The following is a 20,782-nucleotide window of genomic DNA, read 5'->3' on the forward strand; positions in this document are numbered from 1 at the left end:
CCCTTCTTCAGGAACAGGAGTCTTCAATGAGTGCAGCCGTCTCGGCCGACATCGGCTCGATCCAGGTCGCGCCGCTCTCGGCGCATATCGGCGCAGAAATTCACGGCGTCGATCTCACCCGGCCGCTATCCGCTCAACAGGTCGCGGAGATTCGCGCGGCCTTGCTGCGATGGCGAGTGGTGTTTTTCCGCGAGCAGTTTTTGACGCACGAGCAGCACGTCGCCTTTTCCGCGCAGTTCGGTGAGCTTACGGTGGGGCATCCGGTCTTCGGACACGTGGACGGTCATCCGCAGATCTACTCGATCTCCAAGTTTCGCAAGGCCACCCGCTTCGAGGGGGAGCCGCTGCTGAGACCGTGGACGGGATGGCACACCGATGTCACCGCCGCGATCAATCCGCCGTATGCGTCGATTTTGCGTGGCGTCACCATCCCGCCATTCGGCGGCGACACCCAGTGGACCAATCTCGTCACCGCTTATCTGAAGCTGTCCGAACCTTTGCGCGCGTTGGTCGATGGCTTGCGCGGCGTGCACCGGTTTGCGCCGCCGGCAGGCGCGAAGGGCACTGATTCATTCGTGCAGGCCGTATCGCAGCACACGCTCGTGACCGAGCATCCACTGGTACGTGTGCATCCGGAAACGGGGGAACGTGCGCTCTATGTGAGCCCTGGCTTCCTGAAGTACATCGTTGGCGTCACGCCGCGAGAAAATCAGGTGTTGCTGGAACTGCTCTGGGAACACGTGACGCGCCCCGAATTCACGGTTCGTTTCAAATGGGAGCTAGGCAGCATTGCCTTCTGGGACAATCGCGCCACCGCGCATCTGGCGCCTACGGATATCTACGATCTTGACTTCGACCGTCAGCTATATCGCACCACGCTGGTTGGCGATATTCCGGTTGGCCCGGATGGCCGGCAATCGATCGCGCTGGAAGGATCGCCGGTCGGGGCTGCGGCTGCTGTGGCGTTGAACTGAAGAACAGAAGGCGCTTACCTCACGCGGTTAACGCCTTCACACGCGGAATGACCCGCTCGGCGAAGCCACGCATATCCGCCTCAAACGGCTGAAATTGCAGCATGAACAGTTCGATGCCGGCTCGATGAAACGCGGCAATGCGTTGCGCGACTGTCTCGTAGCTGCCGACAAGACCTGCTGCCGTGCCGCCGTTCGAACCCACCCGTGGCGTTTTGGCGAAGGTCTTGATCATGACGACGTTTGGATCGATGTTCGCTTTCTGCTGCTCGCGTAACGGCGCATCCTTGGCCGCCAGTTCGAACAGATGCGCAAGATGCTCTTGTGCTTCTGCTTCGGTTTCGCGCGCAATCACGAATGCCGACAGACCAAAACGCAACGGTGCGGGCAACGATGCCGGACGCGGCCGCGCGGCGACATCGGCGATCAGCTTTTGCACATCCTCCAGCGGCTGGCCGTTGATGAACCAGACGTCGCCCTTATCGGCCACCAGCTCGCGCGCCGGATCCGACTCGCCTCCCACATAAATGCGCGGGCGATTGCGGAATGGGTCGGTCGGCCGCAGAAAATAGTCGTCGACATGAAAGTGTTCGCCGTTAAAACTCGTTCGTTCGCCGCGCAACAGCGAATCGACAACGGTAATCCACTCGCGGCCATATGCATAACGCGCGTCGTGCTCGGCGAAACCAATGCCGGCGCGCTCGAGTTCGGGGCGATTCCACGCATTGACGAGATTGATGGCGAAGCGGCCGCCGCTGATGTGTTCGATCTGCTGCGCCATCTTCGCGAGCACGACCGGATGATAGAGATAGGGCTTGATGGCAGCGATAATCTCGATACGCTCGGTGAGCGCTGCAAGCGCAGCGGAAGCCGTCCACGCCTCGAGCTGATCCAGCTCCTCGCGGTGCGGATTGATCGTGTGCTGCGCGACCAGCACGGAGTCGTAGCCGAGACGCTCGGCCTCCAGTACCAGCGCCTTGTTGCGCACCCATGATGCGTCGTACGGTTCGTCAGGATCCTGCAGCGCGGCGCGGCTGCCATGAACGAGTGCCCAGACACCGAAACGGGCAGGTGATGTCGGCATGGCGCTAGAACCTCCACAAGTATATGTGCCGGGGAAACGTCAATGATGCCTGACGCACTGCGCCGCGACGTGACCACGCGTTCCAATTTGTGACGATATCGATTGCTGAAATACGTATTTGGCGTCCCCGCGATTCTTTATATAGTCGAAAGCTTGGCCTACTTCTGAATCTCCCCGATGCGCTTCGCTCTTTCCGCTTTGGCCGGTCTGTCTGGACTGCGCCGGTTTTCCGTTTGCGCCCTGGTGCTGTTCGGCGTGCTGTGCACGAACGCCGCGCAAGCCAACGAAACGGTTTCGATCAGCTATCAGCGCTCGTCGACGCTATTCATCCTGTTAAAGCGCACCGGCGCGCTGGAAAAGAAGCTCAACGCAATGGGCTATGACGTCAGCTGGCATGAGTTTTCAACGGGGCTGCTGCAATCGCTAAACGCTGGGAGCGTCGATCTGCATGCGGATGTCGCCGATGCATTCGCGCTCTTCACGCAGGCCGCGAACGCGCCGCTGACGTATTACGCCGAAGAGACCTCTGCGCCGAGTGCACAAGCCATCATCGTCCCACCGGATTCGCCGATCCATTCGATCGCGGATCTGAAGGGCAAGCGCGTGGCGGTATCGAAAGGCTCCGGCTGCAATTTTCTTCTGATTGCAGCGCTTGCCAAGGCTGGACTGACGATCAAGGATATTCAGGTACGTTACCTCGAAGCGCCGGATGCGCTCGCTGCGTTTCGAGGTGGCAACATCGACGCCTGGGCCATCTGGGATCCGTTCCTTGCCGCACAGCAGCGCGACGCGCATGTCCGCGTGATCGCCGACGGCACTGGCGGTGTCGCGCAATACAACCGCTTTTACACGGCGACTACGGCGTTTGCGGACAAACACCCGGATGTGATTCGTGTCGTATTCGATGAGCTGAACGAAACAGGCAAGTGGGTTAAGGCGCACCCGCAAGAGGCTGCACAGATCCTTGGACCGTTGTGGGGCGATATTCCGACGCCGACCGTCGAGCTGGCGAACAGCCGGCGCAGCTATGACATCGTGCCGGTGAAGCGCGACCAGCTTGGCGAACAACAGCGGATCGCGGACACGTATTTTGCGGCAGGGTTGATCCCGAACACGTTGAAGGCGACCGACGTCCGGATCTGGACGCCGCCCGCGGCGAAATAATCATTTGATGTCACGGCGGCGCAACGGCCGGCGTGACATCGAGCCAAACCGGTTTAGCGGACTGCAGCCCGTGCCTGCGCCGTGCCTTGGGTATAACGGTTCTGGGGCCGCGGCAGCCCCAGATTCTCACGCAACGTGTGGCCTTCGTACTCGGTGCGGAAAAGCCCACGGCGTTGCAACTCCGGCACCACCTGTTCCGCAAATTCGCTAAGCCCGCCTGGTAGCCACGGCGACATGATATTGAAGCCGTCGGCACCTTCTTCCTCGAACCATTGCTGTAGCTGATCTGCGATGCTTTGCGGCGTGCCCACTACCTGCTGATGACCACGCGCACCGGCGATGCGCAAATACAGGTCACGTATGGTCAGATTCTCGCGGCGTGCGAGATCGAACAGCAACCGTTGACGGCTCTTGCCGCCATTGGTTTCTGGAAGCTCGGGCAGCGGGCCATCCACGGGGTACTGCGAGAGATCGACGCCGCCGGACATATTCGATAGCAGCGATAGACCGACCGTAGGATGGATCAGGTTCTGCAACTCGTCGAATTTCTCGCGCGCCTCTTCCTGCGTGCGGCCGATCACAGGAAAGATACCTGGCATGATTTTCAGATGATCGGGCTGCCGTCCGTATTTCGCCAGTCGCCCTTTGACGTCGCGATAGAACACCTGGGCTTCTTCCAGCGTCTGATGTGCGACGAAGATCACCTCGGCAGTTTGCGCGGCGAGTTCCTTGCCGGCTTCCGAGGCGCCTGCCTGTACAACCACCGGCCAACCCTGGGGTGAGCGTGCGACGTTAAGCGGCCCACGCACCTTGAAGTGCTTGCCTTTGTGATTGAGTACGTGAAGCTTGTCCGGATCGAAGTAGACACCGCTCTCCTTGTCGCGCAGAAACGCGTCGTCTTCCCAGCTATCCCAGAGGCCTGCCACAACGTCGTAGAACTCGCGGGCGCGTTCATAACGCACCGCGTGATCGGGATGTTGTTCGAAACTGAAGTTGTGCGCTTCGGATTCGGTACTCGATGTGACGAGGTTCCATCCCGAACGGCCACCGCTCAAGTGATCAAGTGAAGCGAACTTGCGGGCCAGGTTATATGGCTCGTTGAACGTGGTCGAAACGGTCGCGATCAGCCCGATATTTTGCGTCACCACGGAAAGCGCCGAGAGTAACGTTAACGGTTCGAAGTGATCGGCCCGTGCGGTGCGCGAGAGCGAAGCCAGATTCGTGTCGCGCACGCTGACGCTGTCGGCAAAGAAGATGGTGTCGAATTTCGCGCGCTCGGCGATTTGCGCGACTTGGGCATAGTGGGCGAAATCGAGTCCGCCGCTCGCATGCGCATCCGGATGACGCCATGCGGCGATGTGATGGCCGGTCTCCATGAGGAATGCGCCTAACCGGATTTGCCGCTTGTTTTCGCTCATTCTTTGCTCCATGAGATTGTGGCGTGATTGCTTTGCGCGCGCGGTTTTACCAGGCAAGCCGCCAGTCGGTGATTGGCGAATCGACGGGAGCACCTGATACGTGCTGACCACCAGAGGGCGCGCCGCCTCCATCGCTGTGAGCTGCGGCGCCATCCTCGGCGAAATCGGCGAGCACTTCGTCGCGCAGGCGGATAAAGCGGGGATCGCTGCGCTGGCGTGGCCGCGGCAGCGCGACGTCGACAATCCGTTTGACTCGCCCAGGGCGCGGCGCCATCGTGACGACTCGATCGCCCAGGTACAGGGCTTCGTCGACATCGTGCGTCACGAGGATCATGGTGATGCGCTCGCGTTCCCAGATCCGTTGCAGTTCGTTCTGCAGACGGGCGCGGGTCAGCGCATCGAGTGCGCCGAACGGTTCGTCGAGCAGCAGCACACGCGGCCGGTTGACGAGACCGCGTGCAATCGCCACGCGCTGCGCCATGCCGCCTGACAGTTGATGCGGATAGGCATTCTCGAAGCCGTTCAGACCCACCAGCGCAATGTGTTCGGCGACGGCCTCGCGTTTTTCTTTAGCGGACAATGGCGCATTGCGTAAGGCAGCGAGGATATTCTGCGAGGCTGTCAGCCAAGGAAACAGACGGTGGTCCTGAAACACGATGCCGCGCTCGAGCGACGTATCCTTCACCCGTTCTCCGGCGACCCGGATCTCACCGCTGTAGTCGCTGTCGAGTCCGGCGATCAGGCGCAGCAAGGTCGACTTGCCGCAGCCGCTCGAGCCGAGCACGCTGACGAATTCCCCGGGCCGCACCCGCAGGGTAATGTCGTCGAGAACCGCCAGCGGCACGCCACGCTGCGTGTAGTGCTTGCTGACGTGAAGAATGTCGAGTGATTCGGAAAGGGCGGTGCTCATGATCGGCAATCCTCTTTATAACGTGGCTCGCGCCGGATTCGAAGCGGTGTGGCGGCGCGCCAGCACCGCTCGCTCGACGGCACGCGCCAGTGCATTGAGCACCCACCCGGTGATGCCGACGACAATGATCCCGAACAGCACCAGATCCATGCGGAACTGCTCGCTGCCGTCGACCAGCGTATTGCCGATACCGCTGCCCGCAACCAGCAGATATTCGGCGCCGAGCGTGGCGAGCCATGAATAGATCAACGCGAGATAGATGCCGGTGAAAATCGACGGCAACGCTGCGGGCAAGATCACGTGGCGGATCATTTGCAACCGCGTATAGCGGAAGGCGCGCGCGACTTCGATGTAGGCACGCGGCACGGTGTGGATGCCATCGCAGGTATGCGCGGTGACCGGCAGCAGCGCGGCAAGCGACAAAAAGACGATTTTCGCGGCATCCCCGAGGCCGAACCAGACGGAGATCAGTGGAATCCACGCGAACAGCGAGATCTGTTTGAAGGTGTCGAAACTCGGTCCGATCACCCGGGTCGCAATGCGCGAGAGGCCGAGCACGCTGCCGAGCAGCAGGCCGCCCACGGTGCCGATCACGAAACCGCTCGCTTCACGCGCGAGCGACGCGGACAGCGCACGTACCAGCGCCCCGCTGACGATCTGTTGCCATGCGGTTCGCGCCACGTCGGCAGGGCTGACAAGTAAGCCGCTCTTCACCAGATGAGCCTCTGAAATAGCCCACCACAGCGCAAGCGCAACGATGGGCAGCACCACGCCGCGCAAGTCGAGGCGGCGCTTTCGCGACGCCAACGGAGGCTTGCTGGCCGCTGCCTTGCCGGCAACCGGCAATTCGCAACCGCACGGCGGCGGCCCTTCCTGTTCGAGCAGACCCGCACGACGCGCAAGTGAATCGATAATTCGGCTCATAACTGACTCCGGGACGTGTCGGTGGCTCACTCGCGAAACGCGGATGGCTGGCCGCGCCGCAGACGCGCTTCGAGCGCATCGAGCAGACGGTTCATCGTCAGGCCAATGGCGCCGACTATCACCACCGACGCCATCACCAGATCGAGCTGGAACAGCTGCCGTCCGTAGACGATCAGATAGCCGAGCCCTTCCGACGACGCCACCAGTTCCACCACAACGAGCGCGAGCCATGCCTTGGTGAACGCGAGCCGTACGCCGGTGGCAAGCGTCGGCACCGCGGCGGGCAGCACGACATAGGCAATGCGTTGCCAGCGGTTGTAAGCGAACACGCGCGCCACCTCTTCAAGCGCCACGGGTGTTTGCCGAAAGCCCTGCAAGGTGCTGAGCGTGACGGGAACCAGCGCGGCGTGTGCGATCAGGATGTACTTGAGCGGCTCGCCAACGCCCACCAGCAGAAGCAGGAAGGGCAGCCAGCCGAGTACTGGAATCTGGACCAGCGCGTTAAAACCTGGCAGTACATAGGCTTCCAGCGTGCGCGACAGGCCAAGCGCTGCGCCGATCACGAAGCCTAGAAAGGTCCCCACGCCGAAGCCGATCAACACACGTTGCAGACTGATCAGCGTGTTGTGCGCAAGGTCGCCGCTCTTTGCCAGATCGATGAAGGTCTCATACACGCGTTCAGGCGGCGGCAGAATCTGCGGTGCAATCCAGCCGTGCTCGCACCCGGTGTTCCATAGGGCGAACAGCAACGCTGGCAATAACCACGGCGCCAGATGCCACGCAACGGCACGCAAACGCTCGTGTCTGCGCGGCGCGGTGTTTTCGGCGTCGGAATGGATGGCCGATTTCGCCGGCAGCTTGATCGCGGTTTCGCTCATCGTCGTGTCCGTCAGGTGAGCGGTTTGCCCGCTGCGTCGTAGCGCGTCCAGTAGTGGTCGAGCTTGAGCGTGCGCAGCGCATTGTCGAGATAGCTGGGCTCAAACCAGCTATCCACGTCGACGGGCTGACGGATCAGCTTGAGCTTGAGGGCATCCTGGGAGACCGCCCTATAGCGCGCCACGATGAACGGATCGATCAGTGGCGAATTGCGTTCTTTCAAGGTCCGGTTGGCGAACTCGGCTTGCCAGGAGGCATACGGGACGCCGGTTCTTGCCCACAACTTGAACTGGGCGTCGCGGTTTGCTTCGTCGGACGACCATTGCGAGCCTTTCACGAACGTGGTCACGACACGCTGCACGATGTCCGGATGCGCGTGATCGAAATCGTCAAGCACGAGCAGATGCGATTGACGCGTCAATTGCGGCCCCTCGTTTTGCGACTCGTAGATGATCCTGATGAGACCCTGGTCGCGCAGCTTGTACAGGTGATAGTCGCTGAACGATGCGTCGATGCCTTTGGATGCCAGCGCGGCAAGCGCGCTAGCGGTGTCGAGGTTGATCACATGCAGATCGCGCTCGTTGAGCTGATTGGCGGCGAGGGCGTTATCTGCGACAAGTTGCAGATTCGTACCGCGAAAGATCGACACGCGCTGGTCCTTCAGATCCTTGATGCCGTGGATGCTGGAGTCGACTGGAACGGCAATCTTCACGCCTACCCGCACGCCCGATTCGAGCAGGATACGTGTCTTCAAACCATTGGCGCGCCCCAATACGGATGGCAGATCGCCCTGGAAGGCAAAGTCGAGCGACTTGTCGGCAATCGCCTCATTGACAGCTGGCCCGGCTCCCTTGAAGAAGAGCCATTCAACCTTAATGCCGTCGGGCGCGAACTCCTTTTCGAGCAACTGCTGAATCTGCACCGTGGCCGCTGGTGAGCCTCCGAAGGTCGGCGGGTCCCCGGAGCCTTGTTCCGCCACGCCGATGCGGATCACCGTCGGTTTGTCGGCATAGGCATGCATGGCCGCTAGCGCCAATGTAGCGGTCGCGAGTACTGACTTGAGCAAACGTAGATATCGCATCGATTCGAGTGGGGATAGGGAAGTGGGTGCGCCGGGGCCGCATTCGTTGTAGCCGCGAATTGCAGGCTGCTGCCGCGCCAGAGCACAGCCATTCTTTGCCGACGACACTGTTAAGGACAAGAAAGGATTTGAGCTATGCATATTGCCGGGTGTGTTTATGTGTTTGGCGCATGGCGTAGACGAGGTGCGTGCCTGCTTCTGCCTCGATGAAGATTTGCATGCGGAAGCATCGGGTGGCGCGCATATCGATAGATGGTTTTCTTTGTTGTGCGACACAGATCCGAAAATTTATGCTGGTGAGCGATCAGACGCTGCACAAAGGAGTTGAAAGGCCACCGTGAAGCTTCGCTGCTCAAGCGTCCATCGTCGTGCTTCTTTAGAAATCACTTTTTATTGGTTCTGCTTTCGATGACGCGCTCGCATAGTACGTTTTGATGGCTATAGGCGGTGAAGCCCAGGTGTTGGGCAACGGCCGGCCAGCATCGCCGTTCGGGGGAGATCCGGACAGGTACGACGAATGAGCAAGGAGATGTCATGACAGTTGAACTGGCAGAACACACTACACATGCAGCGCTGGTAGCGGCCCGCGAGGCCGCCGTAGCTGCGGGTTTGCCCTATGCGGGCGGGATTTCTCCGCAAGATGCGTGGGCGTTGTTTTCGGCGGGTGAGGCGGTGTTGGTCGATGTGCGCTCCCCCGAGGAGCGCAAGTTTGTCGGTTACGTGCCGGATAGCCTGCATGTCGCCTGGGCGACCGGCACGAGCCTGAACCGTAACCCGCGCTTCGCGCGCGAACTGGAAGCGAAGACGGGCAAGGAGGCAGTCGTGCTGCTGCTGTGCCGCAGCGGCAATCGCTCGGCACTTGCTGCCGAGGCGGCGGCGAAGGCGGGCATGACCCAGGTCTTCAATGTGCTGGAAGGATTCGAAGGCGAACTGGACGCGCAGCAGCAGCGCGGCCGCCATAACGGCTGGCGCTTTCACGGCTTGCCGTGGGTGCAGGACTAGCGAGATCAACATAAGGACGGGGAGCATTGACTGTGGCCGTATTTGACATCGACGATATCGTTCAATCGCTCCAGACCGTGCGTCAGCGCTGGCGCGAAGTGCAAAAGCGTTCGCTCGAGCCGGGCGGGCGCGACTTGCCGGCCCGCGAGGCGCTGGCCCACATCGTCGACACGCTCAAGGGCGTGCTGTTTCCCATGCGGCTGGGGCCGCCCGATCTGCGTCAGGAAAGCGAAAATTTCTACGTGGCCAATGCGCTCGATTCGGCGCTGCACGCACTGCTTGGACAGGCGCGGCTCGAATTGAACTACAAGGCCCGCCATCACGCGCGCGCCGACGAGCAGATCGAGGCACAGGCGAGCGCAGCGGTACGCAAGTTCGCCGCGCGGCTGCCGGAGATTCGCGGTCTGCTCGACGGTGATGTGCTGGCGGCGTTTCATGGTGATCCGGCGGCGGGCAGCGTGGACGAAGTGCTGCTGTGCTACCCGGGCATCCTGGCGATGATCCATCATCGGCTCGCGCATGAACTCTACCGGCTTGAGTTGCCGCTGCTGGCGCGCATCGTGGCCGAGCAGGCTCATGGCGAGACCGGCATCGATATTCATCCGGGCGCGCAGATCGGCGCGGGGTTCTTCATCGATCACGGCACGGGTGTCGTGATCGGCGAAACTGCTGTAATCGGGCAGCGCGTGCGCGTCTATCAGGCGGTGACGCTCGGCGCCAAGCGTTTTCCGCGTGACGCGGCGGGTCATCTGGAGAAGGGTTTGCCGCGTCATCCGATCGTCGAGGACGATGTCGTGATCTATGCCGGTGCCACGATTCTTGGCCGCGTGACGATTGGAAGAGGGGCGGTGATTGGCGGTAATGTATGGCTGACGCAGGATGTCGCGCCGGGTAGTCACGTCACCCAGGCCGTGTCGCGCAATGAGGCTTCGCAGCCGGCGCAGGTCACGCTGGTGCCACAGGCGCCGCAGTTGAACCCTGTTGCGAGCGCCACGTCATGAGCACGATCGTCAGAAACTTCGGCGCTGCAGTACGTGAGTTGCGCGAGGCTCGCACGTGGTCGCAGGAGCAGCTCGCCGAGCATGCCGGTTTAAACCGGTCCTACGTCGGCGAGATCGAGCGCGGCGGCGCGATTGCGTCGATCGTTACAGTCGACAAGCTCGCACGCGCGCTCGGCGTACCTATCTCGAGTTTGCTGCGTTCGTCGTTCGCGGGTGCCAGTGCGGCAGTCGCTCCAACACCGTCCGCCGCGCCGCTTCCCACGCTCACTAATGTGCTGAAGACGTCCTCGTGACGTCTATAGCATGTTGAGCCAGAGTGGATCCGGTCCTCATAATCACTGCTCGTCATAAGCTTTCCTGTTTTTCATCTATAGAACCCGGAGCCACACATGTCGACCATAGCGAGCGGCCATACGGCGCTTAGCGATAATGCCGCGCGGCAACTAGCCAACGCCACCAAGACCGTCCCCCAACTTGCGACGATCACGCCGCGCTGGTTGACGCATCTGCTGCAATGGGTGCCGGTCGAAGCGGGTATCTACCGCCTGAATCAGGTCAAGAATCCGGACGCCGTGAAGGTTGCCTGCACACAGCGCGAAGACGAAACGGTGCTGCCGCGCACGTTTGTGCCGTATGAAGAAGAGCCGCGCGAATACTTCCTGAATGCCGTGAGCACGGTGCTCGACGTGCATACGCGTATCTCCGATCTGTATAGCAGTCCGCACGATCAGATCAAGGAACAGTTGCGCCTGACGATCGAAACGATCAAGGAACTGCAGGAAAGCCAGCTCATCAACAATCCGGATTACGGTCTGCTTGCAAACGTGGCGGACGAGCAGCGCGTGTTCCCGCTGACCGGCGCGCCGACGCCCGACGATCTGGACGAACTGCTGAGCAAGGTATGGAAAGAGCCGGCGTTTTTCCTGACCCATCCCCTCGCGATTGCTGCGTTTGGCCGCGAGTGCACGCGCCGTGGTGTGCCACCGCCCACCGTCAGCCTGTTCGGCTCGCAGTTCCTGACATGGCGCGGGATTCCGCTGGTTCCGTCCGACAAGGTGCCGGTGGCCGACGGCAAGACCAAGATCCTGCTGCTACGTGTGGGCGACAAGCGCCAGGGCGTGGTGGGCCTGTTCCAGCCGGGTGTCGCGGGCGAGCAGGGTCCGGGGTTGTCGGTGCGCTTCATGGGCATCAACAGTCATGCGATCGCGTCGTATCTGATTTCCCTGTACTGCTCGCTGGCGGTGCATTCGCCGGACGCGCTGGCGGTTCTCGATGACGTGGAGATCGGTAAGTACCATGACTATCCAGACACCTACAAGTAATCCGCCAGGCGCAGGTGTACCGCAGACGCTGCCGGCCGGCTTGCCCGATCCGGCAACGCTCGCACGTCTCGCGACGGAGTTTTTCTCGGCCCTGCCCGGTGGCGGGGTGTCGTCCGCGGTGCCGGGTGGCAATAGGCTGAGCGACGCCTCGTCGTCGGCGTCGTTCGCTTCGGCATTGCCGGTCGCTGCGCCGGTGCTGTCCACCGCAAGCAATCCGGCGCCGGCGGGTTCGCCGCTCGCGGGTCCTGGTGGTTTCGGCACGGGCGTGCCGGGTGCCGCCTTGCCGCAAGGTAAGGTGCCTGGAGCGAACCTGTTGCCCTCGGCGCCGACTCATGTGCTGTCGCTCGGCAATCGTGTACCGGCGCTCGTACCGCATGCCACTGCGCAGAATGGCTTGCCGGATAGCGCGGTGACGATCGCTCCGGCGCTCGAGCCGCGCTTCGGTGGTGCAGCGCTGGCCGTGCCCGAGGGACATGGTGCGCAACGTCCGTCTGCGGGTGGGGCTTCAAGTACGTCTGCTAATGCTTCGCCGTACTACTTTCTCGATCCGCACGCGGATACGCGGTACAGCAGCGGTGCGGGCGGCCGGGACATCGTCGTACAGTTGAGCGATTCGGTCACCGCTCAATCGTTCGGCCTGCCAGGCGAGAACGAGCTTCGCTCGTTGCTCTCGGTGCAGCGTTTTCCGCATGATGCCGGCTCGTATGAACCGGTCGCTGTCAATAGCGGTGGGTCACGCTATTTCGTCGAGGAAGCGCATCCGTCTACCGGTCCGGCGAGAACCGCTCACGGCGTGCCGAACGCAGCGGCTTCGGCGCACCCGCCGTTCGACGTCAATGCAATCCGGCGCGACTTTCCGATTCTTTCGGAACGGGTGAACGGTCGTCAGCTGGTGTGGTTCGACAACGCGGCGACGACGCACAAGCCGCAGTCCGTGATCGACCGGCTCGCGTATTTCTACGCCCACGAGAACTCGAATATCCATCGTGCCGCCCACGCATTGGCGGGCCGTGCGACGGATGCCTACGAAGCGGCGCGCAGCAAGGTGCAGCGCTTTATCGGCGCGGCCTCGCCCGATGAAATCGTCTTCGTGCGCGGCACCACCGAGGCGATCAATCTCATCGCGAAGTCGTGGGGCGTGCAGAACGTGGGCGAGGGCGACGAGATCATCGTGTCGCACCTGGAACATCACGCTAACATCGTGCCGTGGCAGCAGCTTGCCGCGCAAACCGGGGCGAAGCTGCGCGTGATTCCGGTCGATGACTCCGGCCAGGTGCTGCTCGACGAATACCGCAAACTGCTCAACGATCGCACGAAGATCGTTTCGGTAACCCAGGTTTCGAACGCGCTCGGCACGGTGGTACCTGTGAAGGAAATCGTCGAGATGGCCCATCGTGCCGGTGCGAAGGCGCTGGTCGACGGCGCGCAGTCGGTTTCGCATATGCGCGTGGATGTGCAGGCAATCGATGCGGACTTCTTCGTGTTCTCGGGCCACAAGGTGTTCGGTCCGACCGGCATTGGCGTGGTCTACGGCAAGCGCGCGATTCTCGACGACATGCCGCCGTGGCAAGGTGGTGGCAACATGATCGCCGACGTAACCTTCGAGCGCACTGTGTTCCAGCCGCCGCCCAACCGCTTCGAAGCGGGCACTGGCAACATCGCGGATGCGGTGGGTCTGGGTGCGGCGATTGACTACGTGACGCGCGTGGGCATCGAGAATATCGCCCGCTATGAGCACGATCTGCTTGCGTATGCGACGAGCGTCTTGCAACCCGTTCCAGGTGTTCGGCTGGTCGGCACTGCGAAGGACAAGGCGAGCGTGTTGTCGTTCGTATTGAAGGGCTATGAGACGGAAGAGGTTGGGCAGGCGCTGAACGAAGAGGGCATTGCAGTACGTTCGGGGCATCATTGCGCCCAGCCCATCTTGCGGCGTTTCGGCCTCGAAGCTACCGTGCGGCCATCGCTCGCGTTCTACAACACCTGCGATGAGGTCGATGCGCTGGTCGCGGTGGTGCGGCGTTTGTCGACGCGGCGTTAGCGTTTAGCGCTTCCAGGTGCTTCAGGTGTCTGATCAGGATACCTGAAGCACCGCAGGCGCCTGCGCAACACTTAACGCTGCGAGCAGACGCGCACTGAGCTTCGTGGTCTGATTGGCGATTTCGATGACTGTCCCAGGTTCGACGATCGTGCCGCGCAATGCTGCGCCGAGCACCGAAATGTACGGCGAAGCAGCACCGTTCGCTGCGATCGCGGCTAGCGATGGATCGACCGTAATGCCAAGCCCTACCGGTCCCGTTTGCACAAGGCCGCGCGAAAACAGATTGCGCACCAGGGGCTGCTCACAACCGGCGTGCCAGCGATAGTCGGGCCCGGTGCAGTTGATGACACCCTGGGTGACGATCGTGCGTTCTTCTTCGCTACCGCGTAGCCGGTAACGCACGTTCACGCCTCCCCCCAGAGCTTCCGCGAGATCGTTGACGATGGCCGCCTCGACGCTCAGACGGCCGCTTGCACGCAGCGCGTCGACCAGCGCTGCGCTGACGGGCGGCGCGCGATGCAGAAACACGTCCCAATGCGGCCTCACGTGCCGGAAGAACCGCTGCCTGTCGATCAACGCTGCGTTATGCCACCAGTCTGCAAGGTATGGCCTGAGCGCGCCCGGTAGCGATTGCCAGTCACCGCCATGCGTGATGATGGTTCGAGCTTTTTCGCGTAGTTCGCGCACGACCTGCCGCAATGTGCGCGGCGGTCCCACTCTTCCGAAAGGCGCTTCATCAGGCGCGGGGTTACGCCGTTCGACCGGCGTCAGGCCGTGCCGCGCCAGCACCTTATAGGTGCCGCGATACCCCAGCTTTTCGAGCGATACGACGGCGTCGATCATCGTCAGACTTCCACCCACCAGCACGAGCTCGTCTGCGTCGACGAGTGCTGCAAGACGCGAGCAGTCCCACACGTTAGCGACATACTGGCCCGCTTGCGTGAGCCGGCCGTTCGCGTCAAAACGCGGCCGCGACTGGAACACGCCGAGCGCGAGCACCGCGTGATCGGCGAGCAGCACCCGGCCTGCGTCGAGCGCGAGCGTGACGCCGTTTGATGAAACATCGAGATCTTCGACGCGTGCCTGGACATGTTCAAACGTGACGCCGGGCGCAGCTTGCTGCTGTGCCTGCCGCAATTGCTCGTTTACGTAATCGCCAAAGCGCCAGCGCGGCACATACGCCTGGGCGACTGCATCACGAGGCTGGGCGGCAAACTCGGGCTGCGCGGTAAGCCAGTCGACGAAATGCTCCGGTTGCTCTGGATATAGCGTGAAAAGGAGGGCAGGGCCGTTGACCAGATGTCCCGGCTCCCGGGTCGAGTAAGCGAGGCCGCGACCCGGCTGCGCACACGGGTCGACGAGGCGGATCGCGAGGGCTTGCTGTGCTTCGCGCAGCAGCTTGATGGCGAGCGCCGTGCCGGAAAGACCGCCACCGACGATGACGACCTCTGGCGCTCCGCCGTGATGAGCGACCATGATGCTCTCCTGTGAATCCTCCGGCGCGCTCGGGCCGGGACGACAGGATGTTAATGGTCTGCTGAATATGGCCGAAACGACAAATGCTGATAAGCATTTGCGAAAAAATGCTTAAGGACGTTATTGCAGAAACACGCATGCCTGCGCGAGGCAGGCATGCGTGTTGTTAAGACCAAAGAATCAACGCGCGCGAACCGCGCGGGGCTCATCGATCGTCAGAAGTCGAAACCCGGACCGCCTGCGCCCGGCCCACCCGCCGGCGACTGCGGCGGCGCGTCCTTCGGTGCTTCAGACACGGTCGCATCGGTGGTGAGCAACAGGCCCGCAACCGATGCCGCGTTCTGCAATGCCGTGCGCGTGACCTTGGTCGGATCGAGCACACCCGATTCCACCAGATCGCCGTACTCGCCGGTTTGCGCGTTGTAGCCGAAGTTGCCGCTGCCTTGCGCGACCTTCGCCACTACCACGCTCGCTTCCTCGCCCGCGTTGGCCACGATCTGGCGTAGCGGTTCTTCAAGCGCGCGCAGCACGATCTTCACGCCGGCGTCCTGATCGGGATTGCTGCCTTTCAGATCCTTGATTGCGTTCCTGACGCGGATCAGCGCGACACCGCCGCCCGGCACAATGCCTTCTTCCACGGCCGCACGAGTCGCGTGCAACGCATCGTCCACGCGGTCCTTCTTCTCTTTGACTTCGATCTCGGTTGCGCCGCCTACCTTGATCACCGCCACGCCGCCTGCGAGCTTGGCGACGCGCTCTTGCAGCTTTTCGCGGTCGTAGTCGGAGGTGGCTTCTTCGATCTGCACGCGGATCTGCTTGACACGCGCTTCGATGTTCTTCGCGTCGCCGCCGCCGTCGATGACCGTGGTGTTCTCCTTGCCCACCTCGATGCGCTTGGCCTGGCCCAGTTCCGCCAGCGTCGCCTTTTCGAGCGTGAGACCGGTCTCCTCGGCAATCACCTGACCACCGGTCAGGATAGCGATATCTTCGAGCAAGGCCTTACGGCGATCGCCGAAGCCCGGCGCCTTGACCGCCACTGTCTTCAGAATGCCGCGGATGTTGTTAACTACCAGTGTTGCAAGTGCTTCGCCTTCGACGTCCTCAGCGATGATCAGCAGCGGACGGCCTGCCTTGGCAACCTGCTCGAGCACCGGCAGCAGATCGCGGATGTTCGAGATCTTCTTGTCGTGCAGCAGAATGAACGGGCTGTCGAGAACGGCGACCTGCTTGTCCGGATTGTTGATGAAATACGGTGACAGGTAGCCACGATCGAACTGCAGTCCTTCGACCACGTCCAGTTCGTCGGCGAGCGATTTGCCGTCTTCGACGGTGATCACGCCTTCCTTGCCGACACGGTCGATGGCTTCGGCAATACGCTGACCGATCGATTCTTCACCATTCGCCGAGATCGTTGCAACCTGAGCGATTTCCTTGCTCGTGGTAGTTGGCTTGCTGATCTTCTTCAGCTCTTCGATTGCCGCGGTCACGGCCTTGTCGATACCACGCTTCAGATCCAGCGGATTGAGGCCTGCCGCGACGTATTTCTGGCCTTCGCGGACAATCGCTTGCGCCAGCACCGTGGCGGTGGTGGTGCCGTCGCCGGCGGCGTCGCTGGTACGCGAGGCGACCTCCTTCACCAGTTGCGCGCCGATATTCTGCAACTTGTCGGCCAGCTCGATTTCCTTGGCCACGGACACACCGTCCTTGGTCACAACCGGCGAACCGAAACTACGTTCGAGCACGACGTTGCGGCCTTTCGGGCCGAGCGTGACTTTCACTGCATTGGCGAGAATGTTGACGCCTTCGACCAGTTTCGAACGCGCGCTATCGCTAAAGACGATTTCTTTGGCTGCCATCTTGTGATGCTCCCTTATTGGTGGACTACGGCGACGATGTCTTCTTCGCGCAGCACGAGCAGATCCGTGCCGTCGACCTTGACCTGTTGGCCCGCGTATTTACCGAACAGCACGCGCTCGCCGACTTTCAGGTCCGGCTCGATACGCTTGCCGTCGTTATCGCGCTTGCCGGGGCCGACGGCGAGCACTTCGCCTTGATCGGGTTTTTCCGCGGCGCTCTCGGGAATGACGATGCCCGAAGCGGTTTTCGTTTCCTGATCGAGGCGTTTGACGATCACGCGGTCATGCAAAGGACGTAGGCTCATTTAGACATTCCTGCTGTGGAGATTTGGCACTCTTCGCTGGCGAGTGCTGACCGTGATCGAGTATAAGAATCGCCAACGGGGCGCTCCAATAACGAATCCTCAAATCCTTATCGGCGCATTTCTGTTTAGTTTATTTGCGAGCCTGGTAAGCCTGGTAAGCCTGGCAAGCCGAGGGCAAGGGGCGTTCCACACATTGGGTTCGATCGATATCACGATTGCTCGTTTTGTCGGCGCCGCTTCAGTTGCTACAGTGGCCAGTTGGCCCATGACGCACTGACACCGATGAAAAAGGTTCGCGACACTTCACCCCATGCAGCCGATAGGCCCACTTCGCGCGGCCGTCGCCGTTTGCTGGGCGGACTCGCCGCGAGCGGTCTGGTGGCCGCACAACGTGCCGGCGCGGCCGCGAACCCGCTGCTAAAGCCACTTGATATCGCACCATGGAGCCGCACGCCGGGCGCGCCGATACTCGAGCATCCCTATGGCGTGCCCTCAGCGCACGAAGCCGATGTGGTGCGTCGTAGCGCGAAGGCGTGGCCGTTGCCCGGGGCCGCTTCGTCGATGACGCCGCTAGCGGACCTGTTCGGCACGATCACGCCGAACGGCCTCGTCTACGAACGGCATCACAACGGTGTGCCGGATATCGATCCCGATCAGCACAGCCTCGTGATTCATGGTCTTGTACGCGAGCCGAAACTGTTCACGATGGACGACCTGGTTCGCCTGCCGTCCGAATCGCGGATCCATTTCATCGAATGTTCCGGCAATACCGGTGGCGAATGGAATGGACCGAGCGGTCAACCGGTACAACTGACACACGGTTTGCTGTCGTGCTGCGAATGGACGGGTGTGCGGCTTTCGACCCTGCTGGAAGAGGTGGGGGGCCTGTCGACGTCGAAAGATGGGCAAGGTGGACGCGGCGGCTGGGTGCTGGCGGAGGGCGCGGATGCCGCGGCAATGACGCGCAGCTTGCCGCTCGATCGCATCCTCGAGCGCGCCATGGTGGTCTATGCGCAGAACGGCGAGCGTTTGCGCCCGGAAAACGGTTATCCGCTGCGCCTGATCGTGCCGGGCTTCGAAGGCAATACGAACGTCAAATGGCTGCGCCGCCTGAAGTTCGTCGATGCGCCGCTGCAGACGCGCGAGGAAACCTCGCGATACACGAGCCTGATGGCGAATGGAACCGCGCGGCAGTTCGCATTCGAAATGGATGCGAAGTCCGTGATCACGCGGCCTTCGCCGGGGCATCGTCTGAGCACGCAAGGCTACTACCCGATCAGTGGCCTCGCCTGGTCGGGGCGCGGCGCGATTCGCAAGGTCGAGGTATCGACGGATGCGGGCGCTACGTGGCAACTCGCGCGCCTCGACGGAACCCCGGGCGATCGCGCGCTGACGCGCTTCCAACTGGACTGGTTGTGGCAAGGTGCGCCTGCAGTGATCCTGTCGCGCGCCACGGATTCGACCGGCTATGTGCAGCCTACGCGGGAAGCGCTAGTGGCGGCACGCGGGTTGAACTCGCAGTATCACTACAACGCGATTCAGCAGTGGCGTGTCGACGCGAGTGGCGAGGTGCGAAATGCTTAATGTCTTGAGACGTACGCTTGCGCCTACAGCTTTTGTCGTTGCGAGTTTGCTCGCGTCGAGCGCACACGCGGGCTACGGCGTCGGCACACCGTTATCGGACCAGGACCTCGCGGCGTGGAATATTGACATCGCGCCCGACGGCCGTGGCTTGCCCGCAGGCAGCGGCGACGTCGCCACGGGTGCGCGCGTGTTTGCGGCCCAATGTGCCGCATGCCATGGCGCGCAGGGCCAAGGGCTGCTCGGAGATGCGTTGGTGGGTGGTCGCGGTACGCTGGCGAGTGCGAAGCCGAAGCGCACGGTCGGTAGCTACTGGCCCTATGCGACCACGCTGTTCGACTATATTCGTCGTGCAATGCCCTTTACCGCGCCCGAGTCGCTTTCAGCCGATGACGTCTATGCCGTTTGCGCATTCCTGCTCAACCAGAACGGCATCGTGCCACCGGATACCCGTCTGGACGCACGGTCTTTGCCCGCTGTGAAAATGCCGAACCGCGACGGCTTCGTAGCCGATCCCCGACCGGGACGACTCTGAGCGGTGCCGAGGCGAAGCAGGCCGTTTCCCCTTATTGCCAATGCGGTTTTTGCTACGTTCTCCGAAAACCAATCCACAAAAACTTGTTTGCACTTGCTTGAGCGGGTCACTAGATTTGACTGGATGGTATTCAATCGACGGAGGTCGTATGGCCACGCATTCAGCGACGCTTTTCTGGGGCGGACTTCGCCATCCCGTGCGAAGCCTGCAAAAGCAATTGTCAAAACGCGTACCCGTGAATCTGGATCAATCCCCTGACGAGAGATCGGCGGCAGCCCGCAGCGGCCAATCGTCCGAGCGGTTGGAACGCATTGCCGCCTACGCGCGCAGCGGCTATTTTCATATGGAATACACTGCCGGCATGTTTGTCGTGCCGCTCGACATCCCGCCGGGATGATGCTCACGAACAGAACGCAAAGGAGGGCGCAATGACCGACGCTGTCGGGCAAGGCGATGCGCACAAGCGTGTCGCGTGGATTGCCGGTGTGGGAGCGAGCGCTGGACTCGGTGCGGCGCTTGCGCGCCGTTTTGCTCGCGAGGGCTTTAGCGTTGCCGTGACGGGCCGTTCGCGTGAGCGGCTCGATGCCCTCGTCGATGAAATTCGCGGTACGGGTGGTCATGCTCTGGCATTCCCCGGCGACGTCACAAGCGAGAGTGACCTGATCGCAATTGCAAGGCAACTTGCTGAGACAGGCACGCTCGAAGCGGCAATTTTCAATGCCGCTGGCGGGATACGTGTGCCGACGCTCGAATTGACTGGCGAGCAGTTTGAAGCGGCGTGGCGCGTCACGACGCTCGGCGGCTTCCTGTTCGCCCGGGCGGCGCTGCCTGCGCTGCTGGCCGCGGGCCGAGGTTCGCTGCTGTTCACGGGTGCGACCGCTTCGTTGCGCGGCCGTCCGCCATTTGCCGCATTTGCCTCTGCCAAGGCCGCTTTGCGCTCACTCGCGCAGAGTCTCGCGCGCGAGTTCGGGCCAAAGAATATTCATGTTGCGCACGTGGTGATCGATGGAGGCATCGACGGCGAGCGGTTGCGTACGTCGGCACCGCAGCGGGTTGCCGAAAGCGGTGCGGATGGTCTGCTCAATCCCGACGATATCGCCGAGGCCTATTGGCATCTCCATCAGCAGCGGCGCAGCGCATGGTCGCAGGAAATCGATCTGCGGCCGTTCAGCGAATCGTTTTAAGGGGAAGCGGGCTCTGGAATGAGCGCTTTGGTCGTCGATGCGCGCAGCGCTCGC

At 61.9% G+C, this 20,782-nt stretch carries 20 protein-coding genes; 11 read left to right on the top strand and 9 right to left on the bottom strand.

Annotation, left to right across the window (positions count from 1 at the left end; all coding sequences use genetic code 11):
* Positions 1 to 26 precede the first annotated feature (26 nt).
* Entirely contained in the window at positions 27 to 974 is a 948-nt protein-coding gene (locus P3T20_RS29000; protein ID WP_074268028.1) for a TauD/TfdA dioxygenase family protein, read from the top strand.
* A gap of 19 nt (positions 975 to 993) precedes the next feature.
* On the opposite strand, the gene P3T20_RS29005 is transcribed toward P3T20_RS29000, so the two are convergent.
* On the bottom strand, positions 994 to 2,055 hold the full coding sequence (locus P3T20_RS29005; protein ID WP_074268029.1) for an LLM class flavin-dependent oxidoreductase: 1,062 nt from the start codon (positions 2,053 to 2,055) through the stop codon (positions 994 to 996).
* 177 nt (positions 2,056 to 2,232) lie between these two features.
* Between P3T20_RS29005 and P3T20_RS29010 the strand changes: the two genes are divergently transcribed.
* Positions 2,233 to 3,219 carry an aliphatic sulfonate ABC transporter substrate-binding protein gene (locus P3T20_RS29010; protein WP_083611681.1) on the top strand — a complete coding sequence of 329 codons (987 nt, stop codon included), beginning with the start codon at positions 2,233 to 2,235 and terminating at the stop codon, positions 3,217 to 3,219.
* A gap of 53 nt (positions 3,220 to 3,272) precedes the next feature.
* On the opposite strand, the gene P3T20_RS29015 is transcribed toward P3T20_RS29010, so the two are convergent.
* Genes P3T20_RS29015 through P3T20_RS29035 form a run of 5 tightly spaced genes read right to left on the bottom strand, consistent with a single transcriptional unit; the run spans position 3,273 to position 8,428 of the window.
* On the bottom strand, positions 3,273 to 4,637 hold the full coding sequence (locus tag P3T20_RS29015; protein WP_074268030.1) for an LLM class flavin-dependent oxidoreductase: 1,365 nt from the start codon (positions 4,635 to 4,637) through the stop codon (positions 3,273 to 3,275).
* Between the two features lie 46 nt (positions 4,638 to 4,683).
* A complete protein-coding gene (locus P3T20_RS29020; protein ID WP_074268031.1) occupies positions 4,684 to 5,547 on the bottom strand; it encodes an ABC transporter ATP-binding protein in 864 nt (287 codons plus the stop codon).
* Between the two features lie 15 nt (positions 5,548 to 5,562).
* Positions 5,563 to 6,471, bottom strand: coding sequence for an ABC transporter permease (locus tag P3T20_RS29025; protein WP_083611682.1), 909 nt, complete (start codon positions 6,469 to 6,471; stop codon positions 5,563 to 5,565).
* A 26-nt stretch (positions 6,472 to 6,497) separates the two neighbouring features.
* A complete protein-coding gene (locus P3T20_RS29030) occupies positions 6,498 to 7,349 on the bottom strand; it encodes an ABC transporter permease (protein WP_074268032.1) in 852 nt (283 codons plus the stop codon).
* An 11-nt stretch (positions 7,350 to 7,360) separates the two neighbouring features.
* A complete protein-coding gene (locus tag P3T20_RS29035) occupies positions 7,361 to 8,428 on the bottom strand; it encodes an ABC transporter substrate-binding protein (RefSeq protein WP_074268033.1) in 1,068 nt (355 codons plus the stop codon).
* Positions 8,429 to 8,962: 534 nt separating this feature from the next.
* Between P3T20_RS29035 and P3T20_RS29040 the strand changes: the two genes are divergently transcribed.
* The 5 genes from P3T20_RS29040 (at position 8,963) to P3T20_RS29060 (ending at position 13,791) form a co-directional block, all read left to right on the top strand.
* Positions 8,963 to 9,430, top strand: coding sequence for a rhodanese-like domain-containing protein (locus tag P3T20_RS29040; protein ID WP_074268034.1), 468 nt, complete (start codon positions 8,963 to 8,965; stop codon positions 9,428 to 9,430).
* A gap of 32 nt (positions 9,431 to 9,462) precedes the next feature.
* Positions 9,463 to 10,431 carry a serine O-acetyltransferase EpsC gene (gene epsC / locus P3T20_RS29045; protein WP_074269382.1) on the top strand — a complete coding sequence of 323 codons (969 nt, stop codon included), beginning with the start codon at positions 9,463 to 9,465 and terminating at the stop codon, positions 10,429 to 10,431.
* The gene (locus tag P3T20_RS29050; protein ID WP_074268035.1) at positions 10,428 to 10,724 is read left to right on the top strand and encodes a helix-turn-helix domain-containing protein; all 297 of its coding nucleotides are present in this window, start codon (positions 10,428 to 10,430) and stop codon (positions 10,722 to 10,724) included. Before epsC ends, P3T20_RS29050 begins: the two co-directional genes overlap by 4 nt.
* Positions 10,725 to 10,820: 96 nt before the next feature.
* Complete coding sequence (locus tag P3T20_RS29055; protein WP_074268036.1) at positions 10,821 to 11,753, top strand: family 2A encapsulin nanocompartment shell protein; 933 nt, start codon at positions 10,821 to 10,823, stop codon at positions 11,751 to 11,753.
* Complete coding sequence (locus P3T20_RS29060) at positions 11,728 to 13,791, top strand: family 2A encapsulin nanocompartment cargo protein cysteine desulfurase (RefSeq protein ID WP_074268037.1); 2,064 nt, start codon at positions 11,728 to 11,730, stop codon at positions 13,789 to 13,791. The genes P3T20_RS29055 and P3T20_RS29060 overlap by 26 nt, the downstream gene beginning before the upstream one ends.
* Positions 13,792 to 13,824: 33 nt before the next feature.
* On the opposite strand, the gene P3T20_RS29065 is transcribed toward P3T20_RS29060, so the two are convergent.
* From P3T20_RS29065 to P3T20_RS29075, 3 genes are all read right to left on the bottom strand, one after another.
* Positions 13,825 to 15,267: an FAD/NAD(P)-binding protein gene (locus P3T20_RS29065; RefSeq protein WP_074268038.1), complete on the bottom strand. Its 1,443-nt coding sequence runs from the start codon at positions 15,265 to 15,267 to the stop codon at positions 13,825 to 13,827.
* Positions 15,268 to 15,482: 215 nt separating this feature from the next.
* Positions 15,483 to 17,123, bottom strand: coding sequence for a chaperonin GroEL (gene groL, locus P3T20_RS29070; protein ID WP_074268039.1), 1,641 nt, complete (start codon positions 17,121 to 17,123; stop codon positions 15,483 to 15,485).
* A gap of 14 nt (positions 17,124 to 17,137) precedes the next feature.
* Complete coding sequence (locus P3T20_RS29075) at positions 17,138 to 17,428, bottom strand: co-chaperone GroES (protein WP_074268040.1); 291 nt, start codon at positions 17,426 to 17,428, stop codon at positions 17,138 to 17,140.
* A 282-nt stretch (positions 17,429 to 17,710) separates the two neighbouring features.
* Between P3T20_RS29075 and soxC the strand changes: the two genes are divergently transcribed.
* The 4 genes from soxC (at position 17,711) to P3T20_RS29095 (ending at position 20,728) form a co-directional block, all read left to right on the top strand.
* On the top strand, positions 17,711 to 19,012 hold the full coding sequence (gene soxC, locus P3T20_RS29080) for a sulfite dehydrogenase (protein ID WP_074268041.1): 1,302 nt from the start codon (positions 17,711 to 17,713) through the stop codon (positions 19,010 to 19,012).
* A complete protein-coding gene (locus P3T20_RS29085; protein WP_074268042.1) occupies positions 19,005 to 19,544 on the top strand; it encodes a c-type cytochrome in 540 nt (179 codons plus the stop codon). The genes soxC and P3T20_RS29085 overlap by 8 nt, the downstream gene beginning before the upstream one ends.
* Positions 19,545 to 19,692: 148 nt before the next feature.
* Positions 19,693 to 19,941, top strand: a complete 249-nt coding sequence (locus P3T20_RS29090) for a hypothetical protein (protein WP_074268043.1) — start codon at positions 19,693 to 19,695, stop codon at positions 19,939 to 19,941.
* 31 nt (positions 19,942 to 19,972) lie between these two features.
* Positions 19,973 to 20,728: an SDR family NAD(P)-dependent oxidoreductase gene (locus tag P3T20_RS29095; RefSeq protein ID WP_074268044.1), complete on the top strand. Its 756-nt coding sequence runs from the start codon at positions 19,973 to 19,975 to the stop codon at positions 20,726 to 20,728.
* Positions 20,729 to 20,782 lie beyond the last annotated feature (54 nt).

Source organism: Paraburkholderia sp. GAS206C (assembly GCF_050435645.1).
GTDB classification, from domain to species: Bacteria; Pseudomonadota; Gammaproteobacteria; order Burkholderiales; family Burkholderiaceae; genus Paraburkholderia; species Paraburkholderia phenazinium_B.